19 protein-coding genes are annotated in these 19,924 nt (G+C 75.4%); 7 read left to right on the top strand and 12 right to left on the bottom strand.

Features of this window, described 5'->3' with window-relative positions:
- Positions 1-66: 66 nt before the first annotated feature.
- The 9 genes from ACI79U_RS12555 to ACI79U_RS12515 all read right to left on the bottom strand — a co-directional run bounded on the left by ACI79U_RS12555 (position 67) and on the right by ACI79U_RS12515 (position 10,585).
- On the bottom strand, positions 67-1,797 hold the full coding sequence (locus ACI79U_RS12555; RefSeq protein ID WP_457069312.1) for an LpqB family beta-propeller domain-containing protein: 1,731 nt from the start codon (positions 1,795-1,797) through the stop codon (positions 67-69).
- Positions 1,794-3,542, bottom strand: a complete 1,749-nt coding sequence (mtrB, locus tag ACI79U_RS12550) for an MtrAB system histidine kinase MtrB (protein ID WP_457069315.1) — start codon at positions 3,540-3,542, stop codon at positions 1,794-1,796. Before mtrB ends, ACI79U_RS12555 begins: the two co-directional genes overlap by 4 nt.
- 37 nt (positions 3,543-3,579) lie before the next feature.
- A complete protein-coding gene (gene mtrA, locus ACI79U_RS12545; RefSeq protein ID WP_457069317.1) occupies positions 3,580-4,287 on the bottom strand; it encodes an MtrAB system response regulator MtrA in 708 nt (235 codons plus the stop codon).
- A 234-nt stretch (positions 4,288-4,521) separates the two neighbouring features.
- Positions 4,522-6,006 (bottom strand): adenosylhomocysteinase, encoded by a 1,485-nt coding sequence (gene ahcY, locus ACI79U_RS12540; RefSeq protein WP_457069319.1) that lies wholly within the window; start codon positions 6,004-6,006, stop codon positions 4,522-4,524.
- 132 nt (positions 6,007-6,138) lie between these two features.
- Positions 6,139-7,314 carry a mannose-6-phosphate isomerase, class I gene (manA, locus tag ACI79U_RS12535; RefSeq protein ID WP_457069321.1) on the bottom strand — a complete coding sequence of 392 codons (1,176 nt, stop codon included), beginning with the start codon at positions 7,312-7,314 and terminating at the stop codon, positions 6,139-6,141.
- 133 nt (positions 7,315-7,447) lie between these two features.
- Entirely contained in the window at positions 7,448-8,596 is a 1,149-nt protein-coding gene (locus tag ACI79U_RS12530) for an SIS domain-containing protein (protein WP_457069323.1), read from the bottom strand.
- A 10-nt stretch (positions 8,597-8,606) separates the two neighbouring features.
- Complete coding sequence (locus ACI79U_RS12525) at positions 8,607-8,798, bottom strand: Trm112 family protein (RefSeq protein ID WP_457069325.1); 192 nt, start codon at positions 8,796-8,798, stop codon at positions 8,607-8,609.
- The gene (locus tag ACI79U_RS12520) at positions 8,795-10,174 is read right to left on the bottom strand and encodes a phosphomannomutase/phosphoglucomutase (protein WP_457069328.1); all 1,380 of its coding nucleotides are present in this window, start codon (positions 10,172-10,174) and stop codon (positions 8,795-8,797) included. Before ACI79U_RS12520 ends, ACI79U_RS12525 begins: the two co-directional genes overlap by 4 nt.
- A 60-nt stretch (positions 10,175-10,234) precedes the next feature.
- Positions 10,235-10,585 (bottom strand): DUF3499 domain-containing protein, encoded by a 351-nt coding sequence (locus tag ACI79U_RS12515; RefSeq protein WP_457069330.1) that lies wholly within the window; start codon positions 10,583-10,585, stop codon positions 10,235-10,237.
- 120 nt (positions 10,586-10,705) lie between these two features.
- Here ACI79U_RS12515 and ACI79U_RS12510 point away from each other — a divergent pair, with 120 nt between their 5' ends.
- Genes ACI79U_RS12510 through ACI79U_RS12500 form a run of 3 tightly spaced genes read left to right on the top strand, consistent with a single transcriptional unit; the run spans position 10,706 to position 13,391 of the window.
- Positions 10,706-11,449, top strand: coding sequence for an SDR family NAD(P)-dependent oxidoreductase (locus tag ACI79U_RS12510; protein ID WP_457069332.1), 744 nt, complete (start codon positions 10,706-10,708; stop codon positions 11,447-11,449).
- Positions 11,450-11,490: 41 nt separating this feature from the next.
- Entirely contained in the window at positions 11,491-11,949 is a 459-nt protein-coding gene (locus tag ACI79U_RS12505) for a metallopeptidase family protein (RefSeq protein WP_457069334.1), read from the top strand.
- A 29-nt stretch (positions 11,950-11,978) separates the two neighbouring features.
- On the top strand, positions 11,979-13,391 hold the full coding sequence (locus tag ACI79U_RS12500) for a hypothetical protein (protein ID WP_457069336.1): 1,413 nt from the start codon (positions 11,979-11,981) through the stop codon (positions 13,389-13,391).
- Here ACI79U_RS12500 and ACI79U_RS12495 read toward each other — a convergent pair.
- Together ACI79U_RS12495 and ACI79U_RS12490 are read right to left on the bottom strand one after the other, a co-directional pair.
- On the bottom strand, positions 13,366-14,232 hold the full coding sequence (locus ACI79U_RS12495) for a hypothetical protein (protein WP_457069338.1): 867 nt from the start codon (positions 14,230-14,232) through the stop codon (positions 13,366-13,368). The two genes, ACI79U_RS12500 and ACI79U_RS12495, sit on opposite strands and share 26 nt — an antisense overlap.
- A gap of 126 nt (positions 14,233-14,358) precedes the next feature.
- Positions 14,359-14,688 carry a WhiB family transcriptional regulator gene (locus tag ACI79U_RS12490; protein WP_457069340.1) on the bottom strand — a complete coding sequence of 110 codons (330 nt, stop codon included), beginning with the start codon at positions 14,686-14,688 and terminating at the stop codon, positions 14,359-14,361.
- Positions 14,689-15,006: 318 nt separating this feature from the next.
- On the opposite strand from ACI79U_RS12490, the gene cofD reads away from it, so the two are divergent.
- The 4 genes from cofD to rfbA are packed head-to-tail and all read left to right on the top strand — an operon-like array spanning position 15,007 to position 18,620.
- A complete protein-coding gene (gene cofD, locus ACI79U_RS12485) occupies positions 15,007-15,957 on the top strand; it encodes a 2-phospho-L-lactate transferase (protein ID WP_457069342.1) in 951 nt (316 codons plus the stop codon).
- Positions 15,958-15,991: 34 nt separating this feature from the next.
- Complete coding sequence (locus ACI79U_RS12480) at positions 15,992-17,047, top strand: coenzyme F420-0:L-glutamate ligase (RefSeq protein ID WP_457069344.1); 1,056 nt, start codon at positions 15,992-15,994, stop codon at positions 17,045-17,047.
- A gap of 47 nt (positions 17,048-17,094) precedes the next feature.
- Positions 17,095-17,697, top strand: a complete 603-nt coding sequence (locus ACI79U_RS12475) for a dTDP-4-dehydrorhamnose 3,5-epimerase family protein (RefSeq protein ID WP_457069346.1) — start codon at positions 17,095-17,097, stop codon at positions 17,695-17,697.
- Positions 17,698-17,753: 56 nt separating this feature from the next.
- Positions 17,754-18,620, top strand: a complete 867-nt coding sequence (gene rfbA / locus ACI79U_RS12470) for a glucose-1-phosphate thymidylyltransferase RfbA (RefSeq protein ID WP_457069348.1) — start codon at positions 17,754-17,756, stop codon at positions 18,618-18,620.
- Positions 18,621-18,639: 19 nt separating this feature from the next.
- Here the strand turns inward: rfbA and ACI79U_RS12465 are convergent.
- On the bottom strand, positions 18,640-19,924 hold a 1,285-nt coding region (locus ACI79U_RS12465; protein WP_457069350.1), incomplete at its 5' end, for a pentapeptide repeat-containing protein.

The following is a 19,924-nucleotide window of genomic DNA, read 5'->3' as shown; positions in this document are numbered from 1 at the left end:
CCGCCGCACCGCACGGCGACCTGGGGACGGCCACCCGCGCTGGGGACGGCGGCCGTCACCGGCTGCTCAGAGCGGGTAGAACGGCGCGGCGCCGGCCACCGGGCCCTCGCTGCGGATCGGCGTCACCCAGGTGCCGCTGACCAGCTGCCAGATCGTGCCGTCGGCGCTGACCAGCAGCGGGCGGCCCGGGGCGGCGGCCAGGCCGGTCCGGTCACCGGGCAGGCCGGCGGTGGCCAGCTGGGTCAGCCCCCAGCCGTCGACGTCGACCGACCAGGGCACGGCGCGCTCCTCCCCCGCGTCGGCGGCGAGCAGGACGAGCCCGCCCGCGGTCCGCCAGGCCACGTCGGTGACCCCGCGCAGCGAGGGGGTGATCGACCGCAGGTCGCGGACGCTCACCGCCTCCTCGTCGCGGACCACGGTGCCGACGTGCAGCCGGCCACCGTCGGGCCCCTCGATGACCACGGCCGCGCGGACCCCGTCCGGCGAGAGCTGGAACGCCGTCGCCCGTCCCAGGCCGGCCAGCGTGGTCGCGCTCACCGTCTGCGGCGCGCCCCCGGCCGCGAGGCGGACCACCTCGGTGCCGTCGCGGACCGTCCACACCTCCGCCCGCGGTCCCGCGGTCGTCGGTGGGGTGAACCCCGGGCCACCGAGCACCGGTGCCAGCTCCCCGCCGTAGGGCCCGGCGTACAGCGTGGCCGGCGCGCCCGTCGGGGACACCGTCGTCGAGACCCCCGCGGTCAGGCCGAGCGCACCGTCCCGGTCGGTGGTGATCGCCGCGGACTGCAGCCCGTAGACGCCGGTGCCCGCCGGGCCCGGCGCCGGCTCCCCGTCGTTGGCCCGGCGGAGCGCGCCGTCGGCGAGGTAGTGCCCGACGGCTTCGGCCGGTGCGTAGTCGGGGTCCAGCCGCACCCAGTCCTCGGCGGTCTGGGCGGTGGGCAGGCCGTCGATGCCCAGCGGCTGGCCGTCCCGGAGCACCTCGACCGCGCCGAGCCCGGCGCGCACCAGGGTCCAGACCAGCTGACCCGCCGCGGCCTCCACCGTCGTGTCGGGGACCCGCTCCGGCCAGGTGAGGTCCACCGTCGCCGTCTGGCCGGACACCTCGACGGCGCTGCGCAGCGTGGCCCCCGCCAGCGGGTTCTCCACGCCGGCGGCGATCGTCGGCGCGGGCCCGGCGAGCAGCCGCTCCACCAGCTGGTTGAGCTGGGCGTCGCCGGAGACGAGGTAGCGGGGGTCGGGCACGACCCGGCTCAGGGTGGGGTCCAGGAAGAAGGCGTCGAGCTGGTCGTAGGTGCGCTCGAAGTCCGGCTGCAGCATGACCAGGCCACCCGGCGGGTCGGTGATCCGCCACTCCCCGTCCTCCTCCACGAGGGTGAAGGAGCGGTTGTACGGCTCGTCGCCGGCCACGGTGAAGACCCCGCGCCGGTCGACGGTGCCCACCTGGGCGGCGGTCACCTCCACGGTGCCCGGCTGGGTGCGTACCGCGGCGTAGTCGCGGCTGATGATCGTGACGCCATCGGCGTCGGACCAGGACTCCGCTGCCCCGGCGGCCAGGTACTGGCGGGCCACCGGGTGGTTGCGGGTCGGGCTGGCGCTGGCCTCGATGAAGCCCCGGACGACCTCCTCCGGGGTCGCCCCGGCCACCGGACCGAAGGGCTCCACCCCGACGTCACCGGGGGGCGGCTGGGCCACCTGGGTGATCTGCACGGTGGGCGAGCTGCTCGGCACGGTGTTGCAGCCGGCGAGGAGGAGGACCACGAGGAGGCCCAGCAGCGCGGCGGACCGCGGTGGTGCGTTCACCGGGCATCCCCCTCCGTCCGGCGCAGCGCGGCCGGGCGCAGCGGCAGCGGGCTGCTGGTCAGCGCCGCCCCCGCGGTCAGCGGCACGGTGAGCCGGAACTGGGCGCCCTGCCCCGGCTGGCCCCACACCTGCAGCCAGCCACCGTGCAGGCGGGCGTCCTCGAGGCTGATCGACAGGCCCAGCCCGCTGCCGCCCACGGTCCGCACCCGCGAGGGGTCGGCCCGCCAGAAGCGGTCGAAGACGTGCTGGGCGTCGGCATTGCTCAACCCGACGCCGTGGTCCCGGACGGTGATCGCCGCGGCGCTGCCGGAGGCGGCCAGGGTCACCTCCACCGGACGCCCGGTGCCGTGCTCGATCGCGTTGCCGACCAGGTTGCGCAGCACCCGCTCGATCCGGCGGCCGTCGACCTCGGCGACCACCGGCTTCGCCGGGACGTCGACCCGCAGCTCGCAACCGTGCAGCTCGGCCAGCGCGGTCATCCCCTCGACGGTCTGCTCGACCAGCCGCCGCAGGTCCTGCGCCTCCGCCTCCAGCACCGCGGCCCCGGCGTCGTACCGGCTGATCTCCAGCAGGTCCGACAGCAGCACCTCGAACCGGTTCAGCTCGGCCTGCAGCAGCTCCGCGGAGCGGGCCACCGCCGGGTCGAACTCCCCGCGGGCGTCGTGCAGCACGGCGGCCGCCATCTGCACCGTGGTCAGCGGGGTGCGCAGTTCGTGCGAGACGTCGGAGGTGAACCGCTGCTGCAGCTGGGAGAGCCCCTCCAGCTGGGTGATCTGGCGCTGCAGGCTGTCGGCCATCGCGTTGAAGCTGGTGGCCAGCCGGGCGAGTTCGTCCTCACCGCGGACGGCCAGGCGCTCCTCCAGGTGCCCCTCGGCGAGCCGCTGGGCGCTGCCGGCGGCGCGCCGCACCGGGTCCACGACCAGCCGGGTGACCAGCACCCCGATGCCCACCACGAACAGCACCAGCGCGGTCCCGCTGATCACCACGGTGCTACGGATCAGCTCCAGGCTCTCCTGCTCCTGGTCCAGCGGGAAGGCGAAGTACAGCTCGACCCGTTCCCCCGCCTCGGCGTCGGTGGGCACCGGCGCGCCGACGAGCAGGGTCGGCACCGGGTTGCCCTCGTCGTCGGGCACCGGCGCGTAGCGGTAGGCCTGCGACCCGGCGGCGACCTCCGCGCGCAGGTCGCTGGGCAGCGCCGGGTAGACGTCGCGCCGGCTGAATGCCGGTGGTCGCTCGAGCTCCCCGGAGCGGTAGACCATCACCACGTCGAAGTCACCGGCGGCGCCACCGCGCTGCTGCAGGCCGGCGACCGTGCGGGCCAGCGCGGACCGCACGCTCGCGGAGTCGCCGGTGGCGATCCCGCTCACCTCGGACTGCGCGAACGGGATGCCGTTGAGCGTCTGGTCGATCGCCGCCTGCTCCTTGACGCCCAGCAGCTGGTCGGTGATCTGGCGGAACAGCACGAGGCTGACGACGACCACCACGGCGCCGGCGATGAGCACGGTGATCGAGGCGACCCGCAGCTGCAGCGAGGACCGCCAGGCGTGCAGCACCCTGCGGGCCAGCCGCCAGCTGCTGACCAGCGCCCTGCGGCGGAACCGCCGGGCCCGGCGGGCCAGGCCGCGCCGCAGCCGTTGCACGGTGCCCGGCGCGCCGCCGGGACGCGCGGCCGGTGCCGGCTCCGGGTCGGGTCCGGTCGCCGGCGGGACGGACGGGGCCGGCGGCGCGGGTCGGACGGTGCTCACCAGACCGATGGTCCACTTCCGGTGCGTCGGCGCAGCATCACGGGGGGCCGGCCTTGTACCCGACACCGCGGACGGTCAGCACGACCTCCGGCTTCTCCGGGTCGCGCTCGACCTTGGCCCGCAGCCGCTGCACGTGCACGTTGACCAGCCGGGTGTCCGCGGCGTGCCGGTAGCCCCACACCTGCTCCAGCAGCAGCTCGCGGGTGAACACCTGGCGCGGCTTGCGGGCCAGCGCCACCAGCAGGTCGAACTCCAGCGGGGTCAGCGCGATCGGGACGCCGTCCCGGGTGACCTGGTGCGCCGGGACGTCGATCAGCACGTCCCCGATGGACAGGCTCTCCGCCTGCACGTTCTCCCCGCGGCGCAGCTGCGCCCGCACCCGGGCGACCAGCTCCACCGGCTTGAACGGCTTGGTGACGTAGTCGTCGGCGCCGGCCTCCAGGCCCTGGACGACGTCGATCGTGTCGCCCTTGGCGGTCAGCATGATCACCGGCACGGTGGACTCGCTGCGGATGTCCTGGCAGATCTGCAGGCCGTTGCGGCCGGGCAGCATCAGGTCCAGCAGCACCAGGTCGGGCCGGACCTGCTGGAACGCGGCGACCGCGCGGGCGCCGTCGGACACGAAGGCTGGTTCGTAGCCCTCGCGCCGCAGCACGATCCCGAGCATCTCGGCGAGGGCGGCGTCGTCGTCGACGACCAGCACGCGGCCGCGACTGGCTCCTGGCATGGGTGCGGAAGGGGGCACGGCGCCATTGTGCGTGACGGAGCGCGGCAATCGTTCCCACCCGCCGGGAAAAGCCACCCGCCCCTCACCCCTAACGGGGTGAGGGGCGGAGGTGAGCGGATGGAACGGCCTTGGTGAGGGCCTGGAACGGCCCCCTCGCAGGGTCCCGCCGCGAGCTGGTGACGTGCTGGAACGGCCTGGCCGCAGGGACCCGCGGCGCGCGGAGCGTGTCGCGGGGGGCGGCCAGGTCCTTCTTCAGTAGCGGTAGTGGTCGCTCTTGTACGGGCCCTCGACCGGCACGCCGAGGTAGTCGGCCTGCACCTTGGTCAGCGTGGTCAGCTTCACCCCGAGGGCGTCCAGGTGCAGTCGGGCGACGTGCTCGTCGAGCTTCTTGGGCAGCACGGTGACGCCGGGGGTCTTGCCCTCGTAGGCGGCGCGGTTGCCCCACAGCTCGATCTGCGCCAGCGTCTGGTTGGAGAACGACGCGCTCATCACGAAGCTCGGGTGCCCGGTGGCGTTGCCCAGGTTCAGCAGGCGCCCCTCGGAGAGCACGATGATCGTGTGGCCGTCGGCGAACCGCCACTCGTCGACCTGCGGCTTGATGGTCGTGCGCACCACGCCGGGCGTGCGGGCCAGGCCGGCCATGTCGATCTCGTTGTCGAAGTGGCCGATGTTGCCGATGATCGCCTGGTGCTTGGTCGAGGCCAGCTGCTCGGCGGAGATGATGTCCTTGTTGCCGGTCGTGGTGATGATGATGTCGGCCTTGCCGATCACCTCGTCCAGCGTGGTCACCTCGTAGCCGTGCATCGCCGCCTGCAGGGCGTTGATCGGGTCGATCTCGGTGACGATGACCCGGGCGCCCTGGCCGCGCAGCGACTCCGCGCAGCCCTTGCCGACGTCGCCGTACCCGCAGACGACGGCGACCTTGCCGCCGATCATCACGTCGGTGGCCCGGTTCAGGCCGTCGATCAGCGAGTGCCGGCAGCCGTAGAGGTTGTCGAACTTGCTCTTGGTGACCGAGTCGTTGACGTTGATCGCCGGGAAGAGCAGCCGGTTCTCCCGGGCGAGCTCGTACAGCCGCAGCACGCCGGTGGTGGTCTCCTCGGTGACGCCCTTGATGCCCTGGCCGATCCGGGTCCAGCGCTGCGGGTCCTCGGCGAGGCTGTCCCGCAGCACCTGCAGGATCACCCCGTACTCCTCGGAGTCGGCGTCGGTGGTGTCCGGGACGACGCCGTCGGCCTCGAACCGGGTGCCCAGGTGCACCAGCAGGGTGGCGTCACCGCCGTCGTCGAGCAGCATGTTGGGGCCGACGACGTCCCCGCTCTCGTCGCGGAACTCGAACAACCGCTGGGTGCACCACCAGTACTCCTCCAGCGTCTCGCCCTTCCAGGCGAACACCGGGACGCCGGTGGGCTGCTCGGCGGTGCCGTCGCCGACGACGATCGCCGCGGCGGCGTGGTCCTGGGTGGAGAAGATGTTGCAGCTGACCCAGCGGACGTCGGCGCCGAGCGCCGTCAGCGTCTCGATGAGCACCGCGGTCTGGATGGTCATGTGCAGCGAGCCGGCGATCCGGGCGCCGGCCAGCGGCTGCTCGTCGCCGTACTCGGCGCGCAGCGCCATCAGGCCCGGCATCTCGTGCTCGGCGAGGGAGATCTCCTTGCGGCCGAAGCCGTGCAGGGAGAGGTCGGCGACCTTGAAGTCGCCGTCGGTCAGGACGGGGTTGCCAGTGCTGGCGGTCATGTCGCTCCAGTGTCCGGCCCGGCCCGGGAGGGGCGGGCGCTGTCGGTCGCTGTGGGTCCCCGGCTGTGCGGGGCGAGCGAGCATGCCGAGGCTTCGGCGGGGCTCGTGGCCGTCGTCCAGGGTACCGCCGGTCTAGCGGAGGGCGGTGGTGGTCCGGTAGAGCACCGCGGGGCCCTCGGCGGTGACCGGGGCGCCCGCCGGCACGAACGCCGACTGCCCCTGGGCCAGGACGAGCTCGCCGTCGGCCGAGGCCAGCCGGGCGGTGCCCTCGGCGCACAGCAGCAGCTGCGGGCCGGCCGTGGTCAGCACGCCGGGCTCGACGTCGACCTGGCACCGGGTGAGGTCGAAGTCGTCGACCGGGACGGGGTAGCGCAGGCCGCCGGGGCCGAGCACCGGGTGGATGACCGGGACCCTGCCGTCGGTGAAGTCGAGCACCTCGATCAGCGCCGCCAGGTCGACGTGCTTGCTGGTGAGCCCGCCGCGCAGCACGTTGTCCGAGCTGGCCATCACCTCGACCCCGGCTCCGCACAGGTAGGCGTGCAGGTTGCCGGCGGGGAGGAACACGGCCTCCCCGGGTGCCAGCCGGAGGTGGTTGCACATCAGCGAGATGACGACGCCGGGGTCACCGGGGTAGGTCTCGGCCAGCGAGGCCGCCCAGCGGTAGGTGTTGATGAACTCCGGGTCGTGCGCGGCCACGAAGGAGGCGGCCCGCTCGGCCACCGCGGCGACCAGCGAGGTCTTGCGCAGCTCCGACAGCGCCAGCAGCTGCGGGATCGCGGCGCGCAGCCCACCCTGGGCCAGCGCGGCGATCGTCGGCTTCAGCTCGGGCAGCTGCAGCTTGGCCAGGCAGTGCAGCGACTCCTCGAGCGGGCGGAAGCCGCAGAGCGCCTCGACCGGGGTGATGGCGAGCAGCAGCTCCGGCTTGTGGAACCGGTCCTTGAACGTGCGCGTGGGGTCGTCGTGCGGGACCCCGGCGGCCTCCTCGGCGGCGAAGCCCGCTTCGGCCTGCGCCGTGGTGGGGTGCGCCTGCAGCGACAGCGGGGTGTCCGCGGCCAGCACCTTCATCAGGAACGGCAGCCGGGGGCCGAAGCGCTCGCGTACCCGGGTGCCCAGCAGCTCGTCGGGGTTGGCCCCGATCGCGTCGTCCAGGCCGGTGCCGTCGGCCAGCCGGCTGGGGGCGTCGGGGTGGGCGCCCATCCAGAGCTCGGCGAAGGGCTGCTCGGCCGGGGAGGGCAGGCCGAGCAGCTCGGGGATCACCGTCCGGCTCCCCCACGGGTAGTGCCGTACCGGGCTGTCCAGCTGCCACATCGAGACGGAGGCTACCGGTGTAGAGGTCACTTCCCGGGTGTCGGCAGCCTCCCCCGCCCGCTGGAGACCCGGAGCGCCGGGGCTCACCCGGCCGGGGCAGTCGCGCCCGAGGCGGTCGTCGCCGAGGTGCCGCTCACGAACCCAGCGCCCGCTCGTGGTCCAGCGCGAGCGCCAGGTAGACGGCGCTGAAGTCGGCGACGGCCAGCTGCCGGGCCACCCGGCCCAGCCGGGGCTGCCGCTCGGCCTCGTCGCCGTCGTCGGCCAGCCGGCTCACCGGCACGTTGTGCTCCGCGGCGATCCGGAGCACCTCCGCCATCGCCTCGCCGGCCGACCGGGGCTCGCGCTCGTGCGCCCCCTCCGTCGCGCCGGCGCCCGCGTCGCGGATGGGCAGCAGCCGCAGCCGCCGGCCGGCGTCCTCGAGGCGGTCTCGGAAGAAGTCGTCCTGCCCGCCCTCCGGCGCCAGCGGACCGGCCAGCACCGTGCGCGCGGCGACCCGCTGGTCGGGCAGCCGGAAGGTGGTCGCGGGCAGCCCGGCGAGGGTGGCCAGCTGGTCGGCGACCCGGCCCGCCGCGGCGCCGGCCAGCGGCCCCTCGGCGACGATCACCGGCAGCGCGTCCAGCAGCTCCAGCGCCAGCGTCTTGGCCGGGTTGACGAACGACTCCCGGGCCGGGCCGCACTCCGCGGCGACCGCGTCCAGCGCGTCGGCGACCGGGGAGACGTCGGCGGCGTCGGCCGGCAGTAGCCCGAGCTCGGCGGCGAGCAGCAGCATCGGGGTGAGCAGCGACCACAGCGTGGCGTGCCGCACCCGGTTGACCGGCAGCGGCACGTACGGCGCCCGGGCGGTGGCGCAGGCGGCGTGCAGCGGGGCGTCGACGGCGCCGATGCCGACGACGGCGACACCGCGGCGCGCGGCCTCGTAGGCGGGGGCGACGGCGTACTGCCCCGCGCCGGTCCGGGTGGCGATCACGGCGATGTCCGAGGCGCCCATCCACACCGGCAGCGCCGGCCCGGGGACGACGTCGACGGTGACCGGGCTGGCCGGGCCGAGCAGGCTGCGGAGCACGTCGGCGGCGACGGCGCCCTCGCGCCGGCCGACGATGACCAGGCCGCGGGGACGGCCGCCGGCGGTGACCCGGCCCAGGTCGGTCTCCCTGGTCAGCGCGGCGGTCTCCCGCACCTGGGCGCCGGCGCCGGCGACCGCCGGCAGCAGGCCGCGGGGATCGCGGGCGCGCAGCAGCGAGAGGTCGTCGAGGACCTCCTCGGCCAGCTCCGGCGACGTCATGACCGGGTCCTCATGACCGCAGCCGCGCCTCGTCGAGCAGCAGCACCGGGATGCCGTCGCGCACCGGGAAGGCCCGGGAGCAGGTCGGGCACACAAGCTCGCTCGCCGCCACGTCGACGGTCAGCGCCGTGTGGTGGGTGTCCGGGCAGGCGAGGATCTCCAGCAGCTGCGGGTCGATGCCCAACGTCGCGTCCGTGGTCATGCCCGCACCATCTCCAGCACCTCGTCGCGCAGTTCGGCCATCCGCGCCGCGTCCGGGGCCTCCACGTTCAGCCGCAGCAGCGGTTCGGTGTTGCTGGCCCGCAGGTTGAACCAGGAGCCGTCGGGCAGCGAGACGGTCAGCCCGTCCATCTCGTCGACGGTCACCCCCTCGCGCTCGCCGAAGGCCTCCTGCACCGCGGCGACCCGCCCGGCGGCGTCGTCCACGGTGGAGTTGATCTCGCCGGAGGCCGCGTAGCGCTCGTACGCCGCGGTGAGCTCCGACAGCGGCCGGGACTGCTCGCCCAGCGCCGCGAGCACGTGCATCGCGGCGAGCATGCCGGTGTCGGCGCGCCAGAAGTCGCGGAAGTAGTAGTGCGCGGAGTGCTCGCCGCCGAAGACCGCGTCGGTGCGCGCCATCTCCGCCTTGATGAAGGAGTGCCCGACGCGGGTGCGCACCGGCTCGCCACCGTGCTCGCGGACGATCTCCGGCACGGCGCGGGAGGTGATCAGGTTGTGGATGATCGTCGTCCCGCGGCCCTTGGCCAGCTCCCGGACGGCGACCAGCCCGGTGATCGCCGAGGGGCTGACCGGCTCACCCCGCTCGTCGATGATGAAGCAGCGGTCGGCGTCGCCGTCGAAGGCCAGGCCGATGTCGGCGCCGTGCTCGCGGACCGCGGCCTGCAGGTCGACCAGGTTGGCCGGGTCCAGCGGGTTCGCCTCGTGGTTGGGGAAGGAGCCGTCGAGCTCGAAGTACATCGGGACGACCTCCAGCGGCAGCCCGGTGAGCACCACCGGGACGGTGAAGCCGCCCATCCCGTTGCCGGCGTCGACCACGACCTTCAGCGGGCGGATGCCGGAGAGGTCGACGAGCCCGCGCAGGTAGGCGGCGTACTCGGCCACCAGGTCGCGGCTGCTCACCGCGCCCAGCCGCTCGGGCCGGCGGTCGAAGACGGGCTCGCCGTCGACCAGCCGCTCGGCCCACGTGCGGATCTGGACCAGCCCGGAGTCCTGGCCGATCGGGGCGGCGCCGGCGCGGCACAGCTTGATCCCGTTGTACCGGGCGGGGTTGTGGCTGGCGGTGAACATCGCCCCGGGCATCTCCAGCGACCCGGCGGCGAAGTACAGCATGTCGGTGGAGCCGAGCCCCGCCTCGACGACGTCGACCCCGCGGGAGAGGACGCCCTCCGCGAACGCGCGGGACAGCGGGACCGACGAGTCACGCATGTCGTGCGCGGTGACGACCGCGGTCGCCCCGGTCTCGGCCTGCACCAACTCGGCGAACGCGGCGCCGATCGCACGCGCGACGTCCTCGTCCCACTGCTCGGGGACGAGCCCACGCACGTCGTAGGCCTTGATGATCGACGACAGGTCTGTCACGCCGAGGACCTTAACGGCGAGCCGACACCATCGCGCCCGCCCGCAGGTCGGGGTCCTTGCTCAGGGGAGGTCGGGGAGCATCCGCAGGTGGCCGCGGCGGGTACCGCTGCCGTCGTCCGCGGGGTTGCGCGGCGGCTCGGGACGGGCCGCCTCACGGACGGCGTCGGCCAGCGCCAGCAGGTCGTCACCGGTCATGCCGGCGTCGTCGGCGTCGATCTCGTGCCGCACGACCTCCCAGCCCCGCGGCACGGTCAGCCGCTGGCCGTGGAACTCGCACAGGTCGTAGCTGTGCGGCTCCGAGAACGTCGCCAGGGGGCCGACGACGGCCGTGGACTCCGCGTACACGTAGGTCAGGGTGGCCGCTGCCGGCTGCGCGCAGCCGCTGCGCGAGCAGCGACGGGACTGCCTCACCACCGGTTCCTCACGTCGGGCACAGTAATCCCGCACCCGCGACTTGGGGAGCAGGCACACCGAACGCGTGAGGCGAGTGGGCCGGACGTGCTGATGGGGACAGAGGGGCAGACGACGTCGATGCGGACCGTGGTCCTGCTGGGCGGGCGGAGCGAGATCGGCCTGGAGGTCGGCGAACGGCTGGTGCGGCAGGGGGCCGGCACGGTCGTGCTCGCGGCCCGCCGCCACGCCGACCTGGACGCGGAGGACCAGCGGATGCGCGCCGCCGGGGCCACGGCGGTCACCCGGGTCGAGTTCGACGCCGACGACCTGGCCTCGCACGGGCCGCTGCTGGACCGGGTGGTGGCGGAGCTGCCCCCCGGCGACGTGGTGGTGGTCGTGGCGTTCGGCGTGCTCGGCGACCAGGCCCGGGCCGAGGTGGACGCATCGGCGGCGGTGGCCACGCTGCACACCGACCTGGTGGCGCAGGTGTCCGTGCTGACCCACCTCGCCCGGCTGCTGCGGGCGCGGGGGCAGGGCTCGCTCGTGGTGTTCTCCTCCATCGCCGGGTTCCGGGTGCGGCGCGCCAACTACGTGTACGGCGCGGCCAAGGCGGGCCTCGACGGGTTCGCCTCCGGCCTCGCCGACGCGCTGCACGGCTCCGGCGTCCGCGTGCTGCTGGTGCGGCCGGGCTTCGTCGTGGGACGGATGACGGCGGGCATGACGCCGGCCCCGCTCTCCAGCACCCCCGCCCAGGTGGCCGACGCCGTGGTCGACGGGCTGCGCCGCGGCCGGGCCGTGGTCTGGGTGCCCGGCTCGCTGCGGCTGCTGGCGGCCGCCTTCGCGGTGCTGCCGCGGGCGGTCTGGCGGCGGCTGCCGCGCTGAGCCCCACCCGGGCACCGGCACGCCGTAGGCTCTGCGCCGTCATGGACCGCCTTCCTGCCCGCGCCCGGCGCGACCGACACGGCCGTGGCCTGCGCGGACGCCTCGTGCCGCCGGGCGTGCCGCTGTCGCGCAGCCGCGCCGAGCAGTTCGACGACCTGGTGCTGGACGCGGTCGAGGACCTGGAGCGCCGCTGGGAGCGGGAGCTGGCCGGGGTCGAGTTCGCGGTCGAGGACGTCCCGTGGGTCGACCACTCCAGCCCCGACGACGTCGTGCTCGACTCCGACGTGCTGGACGACGGCAGCGTCCCGCTGGCCCGGGTGCTGCCGGCCCGCCGCGAGGACGGCCGCGAGCACCCGGCGCGGATCGTGGTCTACCGGCGGCCGCTGGAGATCCGGGCCGCCGACCGGGACGACCTCGCCGACCTGGTCCGCGACGTGGTGGTCGACCAGGTGGCGGTGCTGCTGGGCCGGGACCCGGAGGAGATCGACCCGACCGGCTGACCCAGGACCGCCTGCCATGCTGTCCGGCGATGAGCACACCCGGCGACCGCCCGACCGCGCGACGGGAGGCCCGGCGACCCTGGCTGGCCGGCGGACTGGTCCTGCTCCTGGTGCTGGCGGTCACCCTCGGCACGCTGGCCCTGCGCCCGGACCGGGCGACCGCCGCCGCCAGCCTCACCGTCACCCCGCGGACCGAGACCGGCGCCGCGGCGGCCGTGCTGGTGGCCGACCGGTACACCGCACTGGCGACCGCGCCGGGCACGGTGCGTGCCGCCGCCGCGGAGCTGGCCGGGGTGCCGCCGGCCGAGCTGGCGGACGGCCTCGCGGTCGAGCGGGTCGGCGACTCCGCGACCATCACGGTGCGCAGCACGCTGCCCGACCGCACGGACGCCGTCCGCGCCGCCGACGCGGTGGTCGAGGTGCTCGTCGCGGAGGGCGCGTCGGAGGAGCTGGTGGACGTCGCCCGGGCCTCGACCGCCGCGCCGGAACCGACCGGCAGCGACACCGGGCGGTGGCTGGTCGTGGGGCTGCTGACCGGGCTGGCCCTGGGCCTGGCCACCGCCGCGCTCACCGCCGCCCGCCGCGGACCGGCCCCGGGCGCCAGTGCCTCGGACCACGGCAGCCCGGACCACGGTGCGCCGGACGACGTCGTCGACGACCTGCCCGGCTTCCTGGAGCACCCGCCGGGCTCCCCCGCCCGGCCGACCACCGAGCCGACCGCCGCGCCCCGGAGCGGCAGCACCGCGGTCGCCACCCCCGTGCACCCGGGCGGCCGGGGCGTCCGGGCCGGCACCGCCGCGGCCGTGGTCCTGCTGCTCGGCGCCGCCGTGCTGGCGGGCACCGGGCGCACCGACGCCGGCTCCCCCACCACCGCGGCCCGGTCGGTCCCGCTGGCGTTCCCGGCGGCCGACCCGGCCGAGCCGGGGCCCAGCGGACCGACGCCGGACTCCACCGGGCCGCCGGCGGATGCCGAGGCGGCGGGGTCCCGGGCGTTCGACTCGGTGCTCCCCGGCGAGGACGGGCTGACCGCGCGGGCGACGTTCACCGGGCTGCTGCTGGAGGAGCGCGCGGTCGGGCTGACGGTGACCACCCCGAGCCTGAGCCTGTCCACCGACGGGGACCGCGCGCTGGCGCACGTCCGGCTGCCGATCTGGAACTGCCTCACCGACGAGCCCCCGGCCGAGCCGGCCGCGGCCGGCTGCGCCCGGGGCCGCACCGAGTACGCCGATCTCGCCGACCCCGGGCTGCAGGCGCGCCGGGACGGCGAGCGGGTCGAGCTGACCGGCCTGTTCCCCACCTACACCCGACCCAACGGCGGCGCGCCCAGCTACACCGGCCGGGCCTACCGGCTCTCCGCGACGCTGACGGCCGACGGCGGCGCGCTCCAGCTGGGGTTGGACAGCGCCCCGGCGAGCGTCAGCGAGCTGGAGTTCTCCGGCTGACCCCGCGCCGGGTCAGGTTGACCAGCCGGGAGGAGGCGGTCAGCGCCACCCAGGGCGACCCGAGTTCCCGGCGGAGCCCGCCGATGTCGCTGGCCCCCCACCAGGGCCAGCGGTCCTCCCCGGCCGGACCGTTGTCGAGCAGCGTGAGCAGGATCGCCGCGGCGCCCGCGCCGGCGGGCACCACCGCCAGCTCCAGCCGCCCGATGGCGGCGTGCAGTCGGGCGGCGGCCCGCACGGGCACGAACTCCCGGGGCGGGAGGCGGTCGGCCAGCACCGGCAGCCAGTGCTCCAGCTCGGCGGGGTCGCGGCTGCGCCGCACCTCGCCCACGGCGTCGAGCTCGTCGACCAGCCGGCGGCTGCGGGTGGTGGCCAGCTGGGCGTCGGGCAGGGCCGCGGCCAGCCTGCGCACGACCGGGTCACCCAGTGGCAGGCCGGCCAGCCGCAGGGTCCAGGCCCCGCGGATCGAGTCCAGCAGGTCGAGCACGCCCGCGGCGAGGTGCCCGGCGGCCTCGGGGTCGCGGGCGAGCAGCCGGGCCGGCGGCCGGCCCTCGGGGAGCGGGGCGGTGCCCGGGCCGGAGCCGAGCAGGCCGACCACGGTTGCGGCGCCCCGCCGGTGCAGGGTGAGCAGGGCGACCGCGTCGGGGCGGGTCCGCAGGTCGGGGGCGACCACGAGGGCCCGCGGCCGCACCGGGGAGAGCACCCGGGCGGACTGTGCGTTGAGGGCGGCGGTGAGCCAGGGGCCGCGCGCGGTGACCGGGGCGGCGGCCGCGGCCATCAACGGCGCGGCGGCGCGGATCTCCCGGACCACCCGGGCCCGACCGGTGGCGAGGCGGCAGTCCACGCGGTCAGTCGACCACAACGGGAGCGGCTGGGTCCCGTTGAGGGGAGGGACCCGATCGCCCGGTGGTCGGCCCCGTCCAGAGGCTCGCCCCGAGCGTGCGAGGGGTGAGGAGGACGGGGTCCTTCGTCAGACGGCGCGGCGACGCAGCCGGCGGCGCTCCCGCTCGGACAGCCCACCCCAGATCCCGAAGCGCTCGTCGTTGGAGAGCGCGTACTCCAGGCACTCGGCGCGGACCTCGCACCCGGTGCAGATCTTCTTGGCCTCGCGGGTGGAGCCGCCCTTCTCCGGGAAGAAGGCCTCGGGGTCGGTCTCGGCGCACAGCGCGCGCTCCTGCCAGCCCTGCTCGTCGCCGTCCAGCCCGGGGAAACCGGGGTCGAACACGGCGGCGACCCCCAGCACGTCCCGCCCGTGACCGGCCGGCGCGGCACCGGCCGCGGCGCTCCGGTACTCGCTCATCCACGACACCTCGGCCATCACGTTGCGTCCCCTCTCGCTGGCTTCCTGTCACCGCACCGGAGGCGCTGCTAGCCGCCGGCGGCTGATGACAACATCGGAATTACACGCGTGTCGTTGAGCCGAGGTCAAGTTGGGAAGGTGTAACCGCTCGTCACTCTGAGCACTCCAGTCACAAGTTGTCCGGAAGTGATCACCGAACACTCGGACACGCCGCGGTTTCCAGCACCATCTGCCCACCGGAACCGGCCGGTTTCGTGAAGATCGCGGCGGTGGCAACCGGTGCCGCGGTGCACATCTGCCGAGGGGCACGATGGGGCGGTGCACATCGTGGTCCTGGCCGGCGGCGTCGGCGGAGCGCGTTTCCTGCGCGGTGTGACGAACGCCGCACCGGAGGCGCAGGTCACCGCCGTGGTCAACACCGGCGACGACGTGACCATGCACGGGCTGCGCATCTGCCCCGACCTGGACACCGTGATGTACACGCTGGGTGACGGGATCGACGACGACCGCGGGTGGGGCCGGCGCGGTGAGACGTGGACGGTCAAGGACGAGCTGGCCGCCTACGGCGCCGAGCCGACGTGGTTCGGGCTCGGCGACCGCGACCTCGCCACCCACCTCGTCCGCACCCGCATGCTCGACGCCGGCTACCCGCTCTCGGAGGTCACCGCCGCGCTCGCCGAACGGTGGCGTCCGGGGGTGCGGCTGCTGCCGATGAGCGACCAACGGGTGGAGACCCACGTCGTCGTCGGCGATCCGGAGACCGGCCGGCAGCGGGCGATCCACTTCCAGGAGTGGTGGGTGCGCCACCGCGCCGCCCTGGACGCCCGGGCCTTCGTCCAGGTGGGGGTCGACGACGCCCACCCCGCTCCCGGGGTGGTCGAGGCCCTCGGCACCGCCGACGCGGTGCTGTTCGCCCCCTCGAACCCGGTGGTCTCCATCGGCACGATCCTGGGTGTGCCCGGCGTGCGGGACGCCCTCCGCGGCGCCGCCGGGCGGGTGGTGGGCCTGTCCCCCGTCGTCGGCGGTGAGGTCGTGCGCGGCATGGCCGACCGCTGCCTGCCGGTGGTCGGCGTGGAGGTCAGCGCCGAGGGCGTCGGCCGGCACTACGGCGCCCGGCGCGACGGCGGGCTGCTGGACGCCTGGCTGGTGCACACCGGGGACGCCGCCACGGTGCCCGGGGTCGACGTGCGCGCCGTGCCGCTGCTGATGAGCTCTCCCGAGGCCACCCGCGCGATGGCCCGGGCCGCCCTGGACGCCGCCGGTGTCTGAGGAAGGACCCCTCCGCCCCCCACCAGGCATCTCGGTGCTGCCGGTGCCGGGGCTGCCGGAGTTCGTGCCCGGCGACGACCTGGCCGGGGCCATCGCCGGCGCCGCCCCCTGGCTGACCGACGGCGACGTCGTGGTGGTCACCTCCAAGGTGGTGTCCAAGGTCGAGGGCAACCTGGTGCCGATCGAGCCGGGCGCCGACCGCGAGACCGCCCGGCAGCGCGCCATCGACGCGGAGACGGTGCGGGTGGTGGCCCGGCGCGGGCCGCTGCGGATCGTGGAGACCCGGCACGGCTGGGTGGTCGCCGCCGCCGGCATCGACGCCTCGAACGTCGCCGCCGACGCGCTGGTGCTGCTGCCGGCCGACGCCGACGCGTCCGCCCGGCAGCTGCGCGCCGCGCTGGCCGACCTGCTCGGGGTGTCGGTCGCCGTGGTCGTGAGCGACACCTTCGGCCGGCCCTGGCGGGACGGGGTCACCGACGTGGCCATCGGATCGGCGGGGCTGCCGGCCCTGGTCGACCACCGGGGCCGCGTCGACGCGCACGGCAACCGGCTGGAGACCACCCAGGTCGCGGTGGTCGACGAGCTCGCCGCCGCCGCCGACCTGGTCAAGGGCAAGCTCGCCGGGCTGCCGGTGGCCGTCGTCCGCGGGCTGACCCTGCCGGCGCCCGAGCCCGACCCCGGCACCCGCCCACTCGTCCGGCTGGGCGCCGGTGACCTCTTCCCGACCGGCACCCGCGACCTGGTGGCCAGCCGTCGCCCGGCGGCCCAGCTCAGCTCCTGGGACGGCGCTCTGGCTGCGGCCACCGAGGCCTTCCGCACCGCCGTGGCCGCGATGCCCGAGTTCCCGGTGGTCTTCCGCTACGGCAGCGAGGAGGGCGACGCCGGCGAGGTCGTCGACGTCCACCTGGCGGACCCGATCACGCCGGCCACCTCGCTGGCGCTGGGCGCGATCGTCGGTGCAGCGCTGGTCCAGCTGCAGGCCGAGGGGTGGTCCACCCGCTGGGAGCCCGCGGCCACCTTCGGCGGCGCCTCGCTGGCCGGGCGGCTGCACCTGGGCAGCCCGGCCCCCGGGACGCAGCTCCACCCCTGAGGGGGAGGGCCGCTGACCGACCGACGGCCGGTCGCTAGCGTCAGGACGTGGAGATCCGCGAACTGGCCGTGCCCGACAGCTATGTCCTCGACCTCGTGGCGCACGGCGACGCCCGCGGCCGGTTCACCGAGTGGTACCGGGCCGACGTGCTGGCCGGGGCGACCGGTTTCGGGCTGTCCCTCGCCCAGGCCAACCACAGCGTCTCCGCCCGCGGCGCGCTGCGCGGGGTGCACTTCGCGCTGGTGCCGCCCGGCCAGGCCAAGTACGTCTACTGCCCCGCGGGCCGGGTGCTCGACGTGGTCGTCGACGTCCGGGTCGACTCCCCCACCTTCGGCGTCCACGACTCCGTGCTGCTGGACAGCGAGCAGCCGCGGGCGGTGTACCTGTCCGAGGGGCTGGGCCACGCCTTCCTCGCCCTCGAGGACCACAGCTCGGTCACCTACCTGGTCTCCACCGGGTACTCGCCGGGCCGCGAGTTCGGCGTCCACCCGCTGGACCCCGAGCTCGATCTCCCCTGGCCCGACGACGTCGAGCTGCAGCTCTCCGCGAAGGACTCCGCCGCCCCCACCCTGGCCGAGGCCCGCGAGCAGGGGCTGCTGCCGACGATGGAGCAGTGCCTGGCCCGGTACGCGGAGCTCCGCGCACCCTGACCCTCCCGGGTGGGAGGCCCCCGCCACCAGCGCCTCTGCTCGGTAGCGTGCGCCTCATGCGCGGGATCATCTTGGCCGGCGGGACGGGCAGTCGCCTGTTCCCGATCACCCAGGCCGTGAGCAAGCAGCTCATGCCGGTCTACGACAAGCCGATGATCTACTACCCGTTGTCGACGCTGATGATGGCCGGCATCCGTGAGGTGCTGATCATCACCACCCCGGGCGACGAGGGCGCGTTCCGCAACCTGCTCGGCGACGGCTCCCGGCTCGGGATGCGGCTGGAGTACGCCAGCCAGCCCCGGCCGGAGGGGCTGGCCCAGGCCTTCCTCATCGGTGCGGACTTCATCGGGGACTCCTCGGTCGCCCTCGTCCTCGGCGACAACATCTTCTACGGCGCGGGCCTCGGCACCGCGCTGGCGCGGCTGCCCGAACCCGACGGCGGGCACGTGTTCGCCTACCACGTGGCCAATCCCCAGGAGTACGGCGTCGTCGAGTTCGACGCGGCGGGGCGGGTGCTCTCCATCGAGGAGAAGCCGGCCGTGCCGAAGAGCTCCTACGCCGTGCCGGGCCTGTACTTCTACGCCGCCGACGTCGTCGAGGTGGCCCGCGGCATCACCCCCAGCGCCCGGGGCGAGCTGGAGATCACCGCGATCAACGACCACTACCTGCAGGCCGGGCGGCTCACGGTCACCGCGCTGGACCGGGGCACCGCCTGGCTGGACACCGGCACCTTCGCCTCGCTGCGGCAGGCCACCGAGTTCGTCTCCGTCATCGAGGAGCGGCAGGGGCTGAAGATCGGCTGCATCGAGGAGATCGCCTGGCGGCAGGGCTGGCTGGACGACGACGGCCTGCGGGCCGTCGCCGAGCCGCTGGGCAAGAGCGGGTACGGCGACTACCTGCTGGGGTTGCTGGCCGAGCGCTGACCGGCTGCGGCCCGGGTGCTCAGAGGGGGCGCCGGACGGCGGCCACGACCCCGACGCCGATCGCCAGGATGCCGCCGCCGAGCACACCGCCGGCCAGCAGCCGGACGCCACCGGCGTCCAGGAACGACCGGCTCTGCGCACTCTGGACGGCGAATCCGGCGCTGCCGACGCGACCGCTAGAGGCCCCCTCCAGGGTGACGCTGTGGTCGCCGGGCTCCACGGACTCGGGGAGCTCGACCGCCACCTCGACGGTCCCGGTGCGGTCGGCGACCGCGGTGACGTGGTCCGCCGGCTCGGACGCGAGCGTGCCGGCGACGACCTCACCGGGCGCGAAGCCGGTGCCGGTGAGCACCTGGGTCGTGCTGGGCACCACCTGCGGAGCGGCGGCGGTCACCGTGGGCCCGTCGACGGGAGCCTCCTCGACCGGGGCCTCCTCGACCGGGGCCTCCTCGACCGGGGCCGCATCGCTGGGGGCCTGCTCCGCCGGGATGCCCTCGCCGGGAGCCTCCTCGACCGGGGCGTCGGGCGCCTGGACGCCGGCCGGCATCTCGACGTCGCTCGACGACTCGGGAGCCGCGGGCACCTCGGCCGGCGCCGGGGCCGGGTCGGCCGGGCCGGCGATCGCCGCCTCGACGGGCTCGACCGGAGCGACCGGCTCCTCGACCGGAGCAGCCGGCTCCTCGACGGGCTCGACCGGCGCGGCCAACTCCTCGACCGGCGCCGCCGACTCTTCAACCGGCGCGGCCGGCTCCCGGACTGGCTCGGTCGGCTCCTCAACCGGCGCCACCGGCTCCTCAACCGGAGCGACCGGCTCCTCGACCGGCGCGATCGGCTTCTGGACCGGCTCGGCCGGTTCGGGAACCGGGGCGGCGTTCGGCAGCGCGTAGGACAGCGTCACGACCGCGGCGCCCTCGACCAGCTCACTCGAGCCACCGGCCGGAATCAGCGAGGTGCCGCCCTCTCCACCAGACCCGATCCCACCGCCGCGGCCGCCGTAGACGCCGCCGCCTCCGCCGCCACCCGCGCAGCAGGCAGCCTCGGTCGCGGCGTCCTCGCCGGCACCTGACGTTCCCTCGCCGAACCGGCCGTCGGCGCGCCACTGGTCCCACGGCTGCTCCGCTCGAACCGGCTGCTCGTCGACGTCCGCGCCCTCGACACCCGTGCCCTCGACGTCCGCGCCCTCGACGTCCGCGCCCTCGACGTCCGCGCCCTCGACGTCCGCGCCCTCGACGTCCGCGCCCTCGACGTCCGCGCCCTCGACGTCCGCGCCCTCGACGTCCGCGCCCTCGACGTCCGCGCCCTCG

The sequence above is a fragment of the Modestobacter sp. SYSU DS0904 genome (assembly GCF_054051115.1).
Note: the sequence above shows the minus strand (reverse complement) of the source record. Positions and strands in the feature narration are given on the sequence as shown.

Excerpts from the sequence above, each read along its gene's own strand:
- ahcY (WP_457069319.1), bottom strand. The coding sequence starts at position 6,006 with ATGACCGCCAGCACTGGCAACCCCGTCCTGACCGACGGCGACTTCAAG.
- manA (WP_457069321.1), bottom strand. The coding sequence starts at position 7,314 with ATGTGGCAGCTGGACAGCCCGGTACGGCACTACCCGTGGGGGAGCCGG.
- ACI79U_RS12530 (WP_457069323.1), bottom strand. The coding sequence starts at position 8,596 with ATGACGTCGCCGGAGCTGGCCGAGGAGGTCCTCGACGACCTCTCGCTG.
- ACI79U_RS12525 (WP_457069325.1), bottom strand. The coding sequence starts at position 8,798 with ATGACCACGGACGCGACGTTGGGCATCGACCCGCAGCTGCTGGAGATC.
- ACI79U_RS12510 (WP_457069332.1), top strand. The coding sequence starts at position 10,706 with ATGCGGACCGTGGTCCTGCTGGGCGGGCGGAGCGAGATCGGCCTGGAG.
- ACI79U_RS12505 (WP_457069334.1), top strand. The coding sequence starts at position 11,491 with ATGGACCGCCTTCCTGCCCGCGCCCGGCGCGACCGACACGGCCGTGGC.
- ACI79U_RS12500 (WP_457069336.1), top strand. The coding sequence starts at position 11,979 with ATGAGCACACCCGGCGACCGCCCGACCGCGCGACGGGAGGCCCGGCGA.
- ACI79U_RS12490 (WP_457069340.1), bottom strand. The coding sequence starts at position 14,688 with ATGAGCGAGTACCGGAGCGCCGCGGCCGGTGCCGCGCCGGCCGGTCAC.
- rfbA (WP_457069348.1), top strand. The coding sequence starts at position 17,754 with ATGCGCGGGATCATCTTGGCCGGCGGGACGGGCAGTCGCCTGTTCCCG.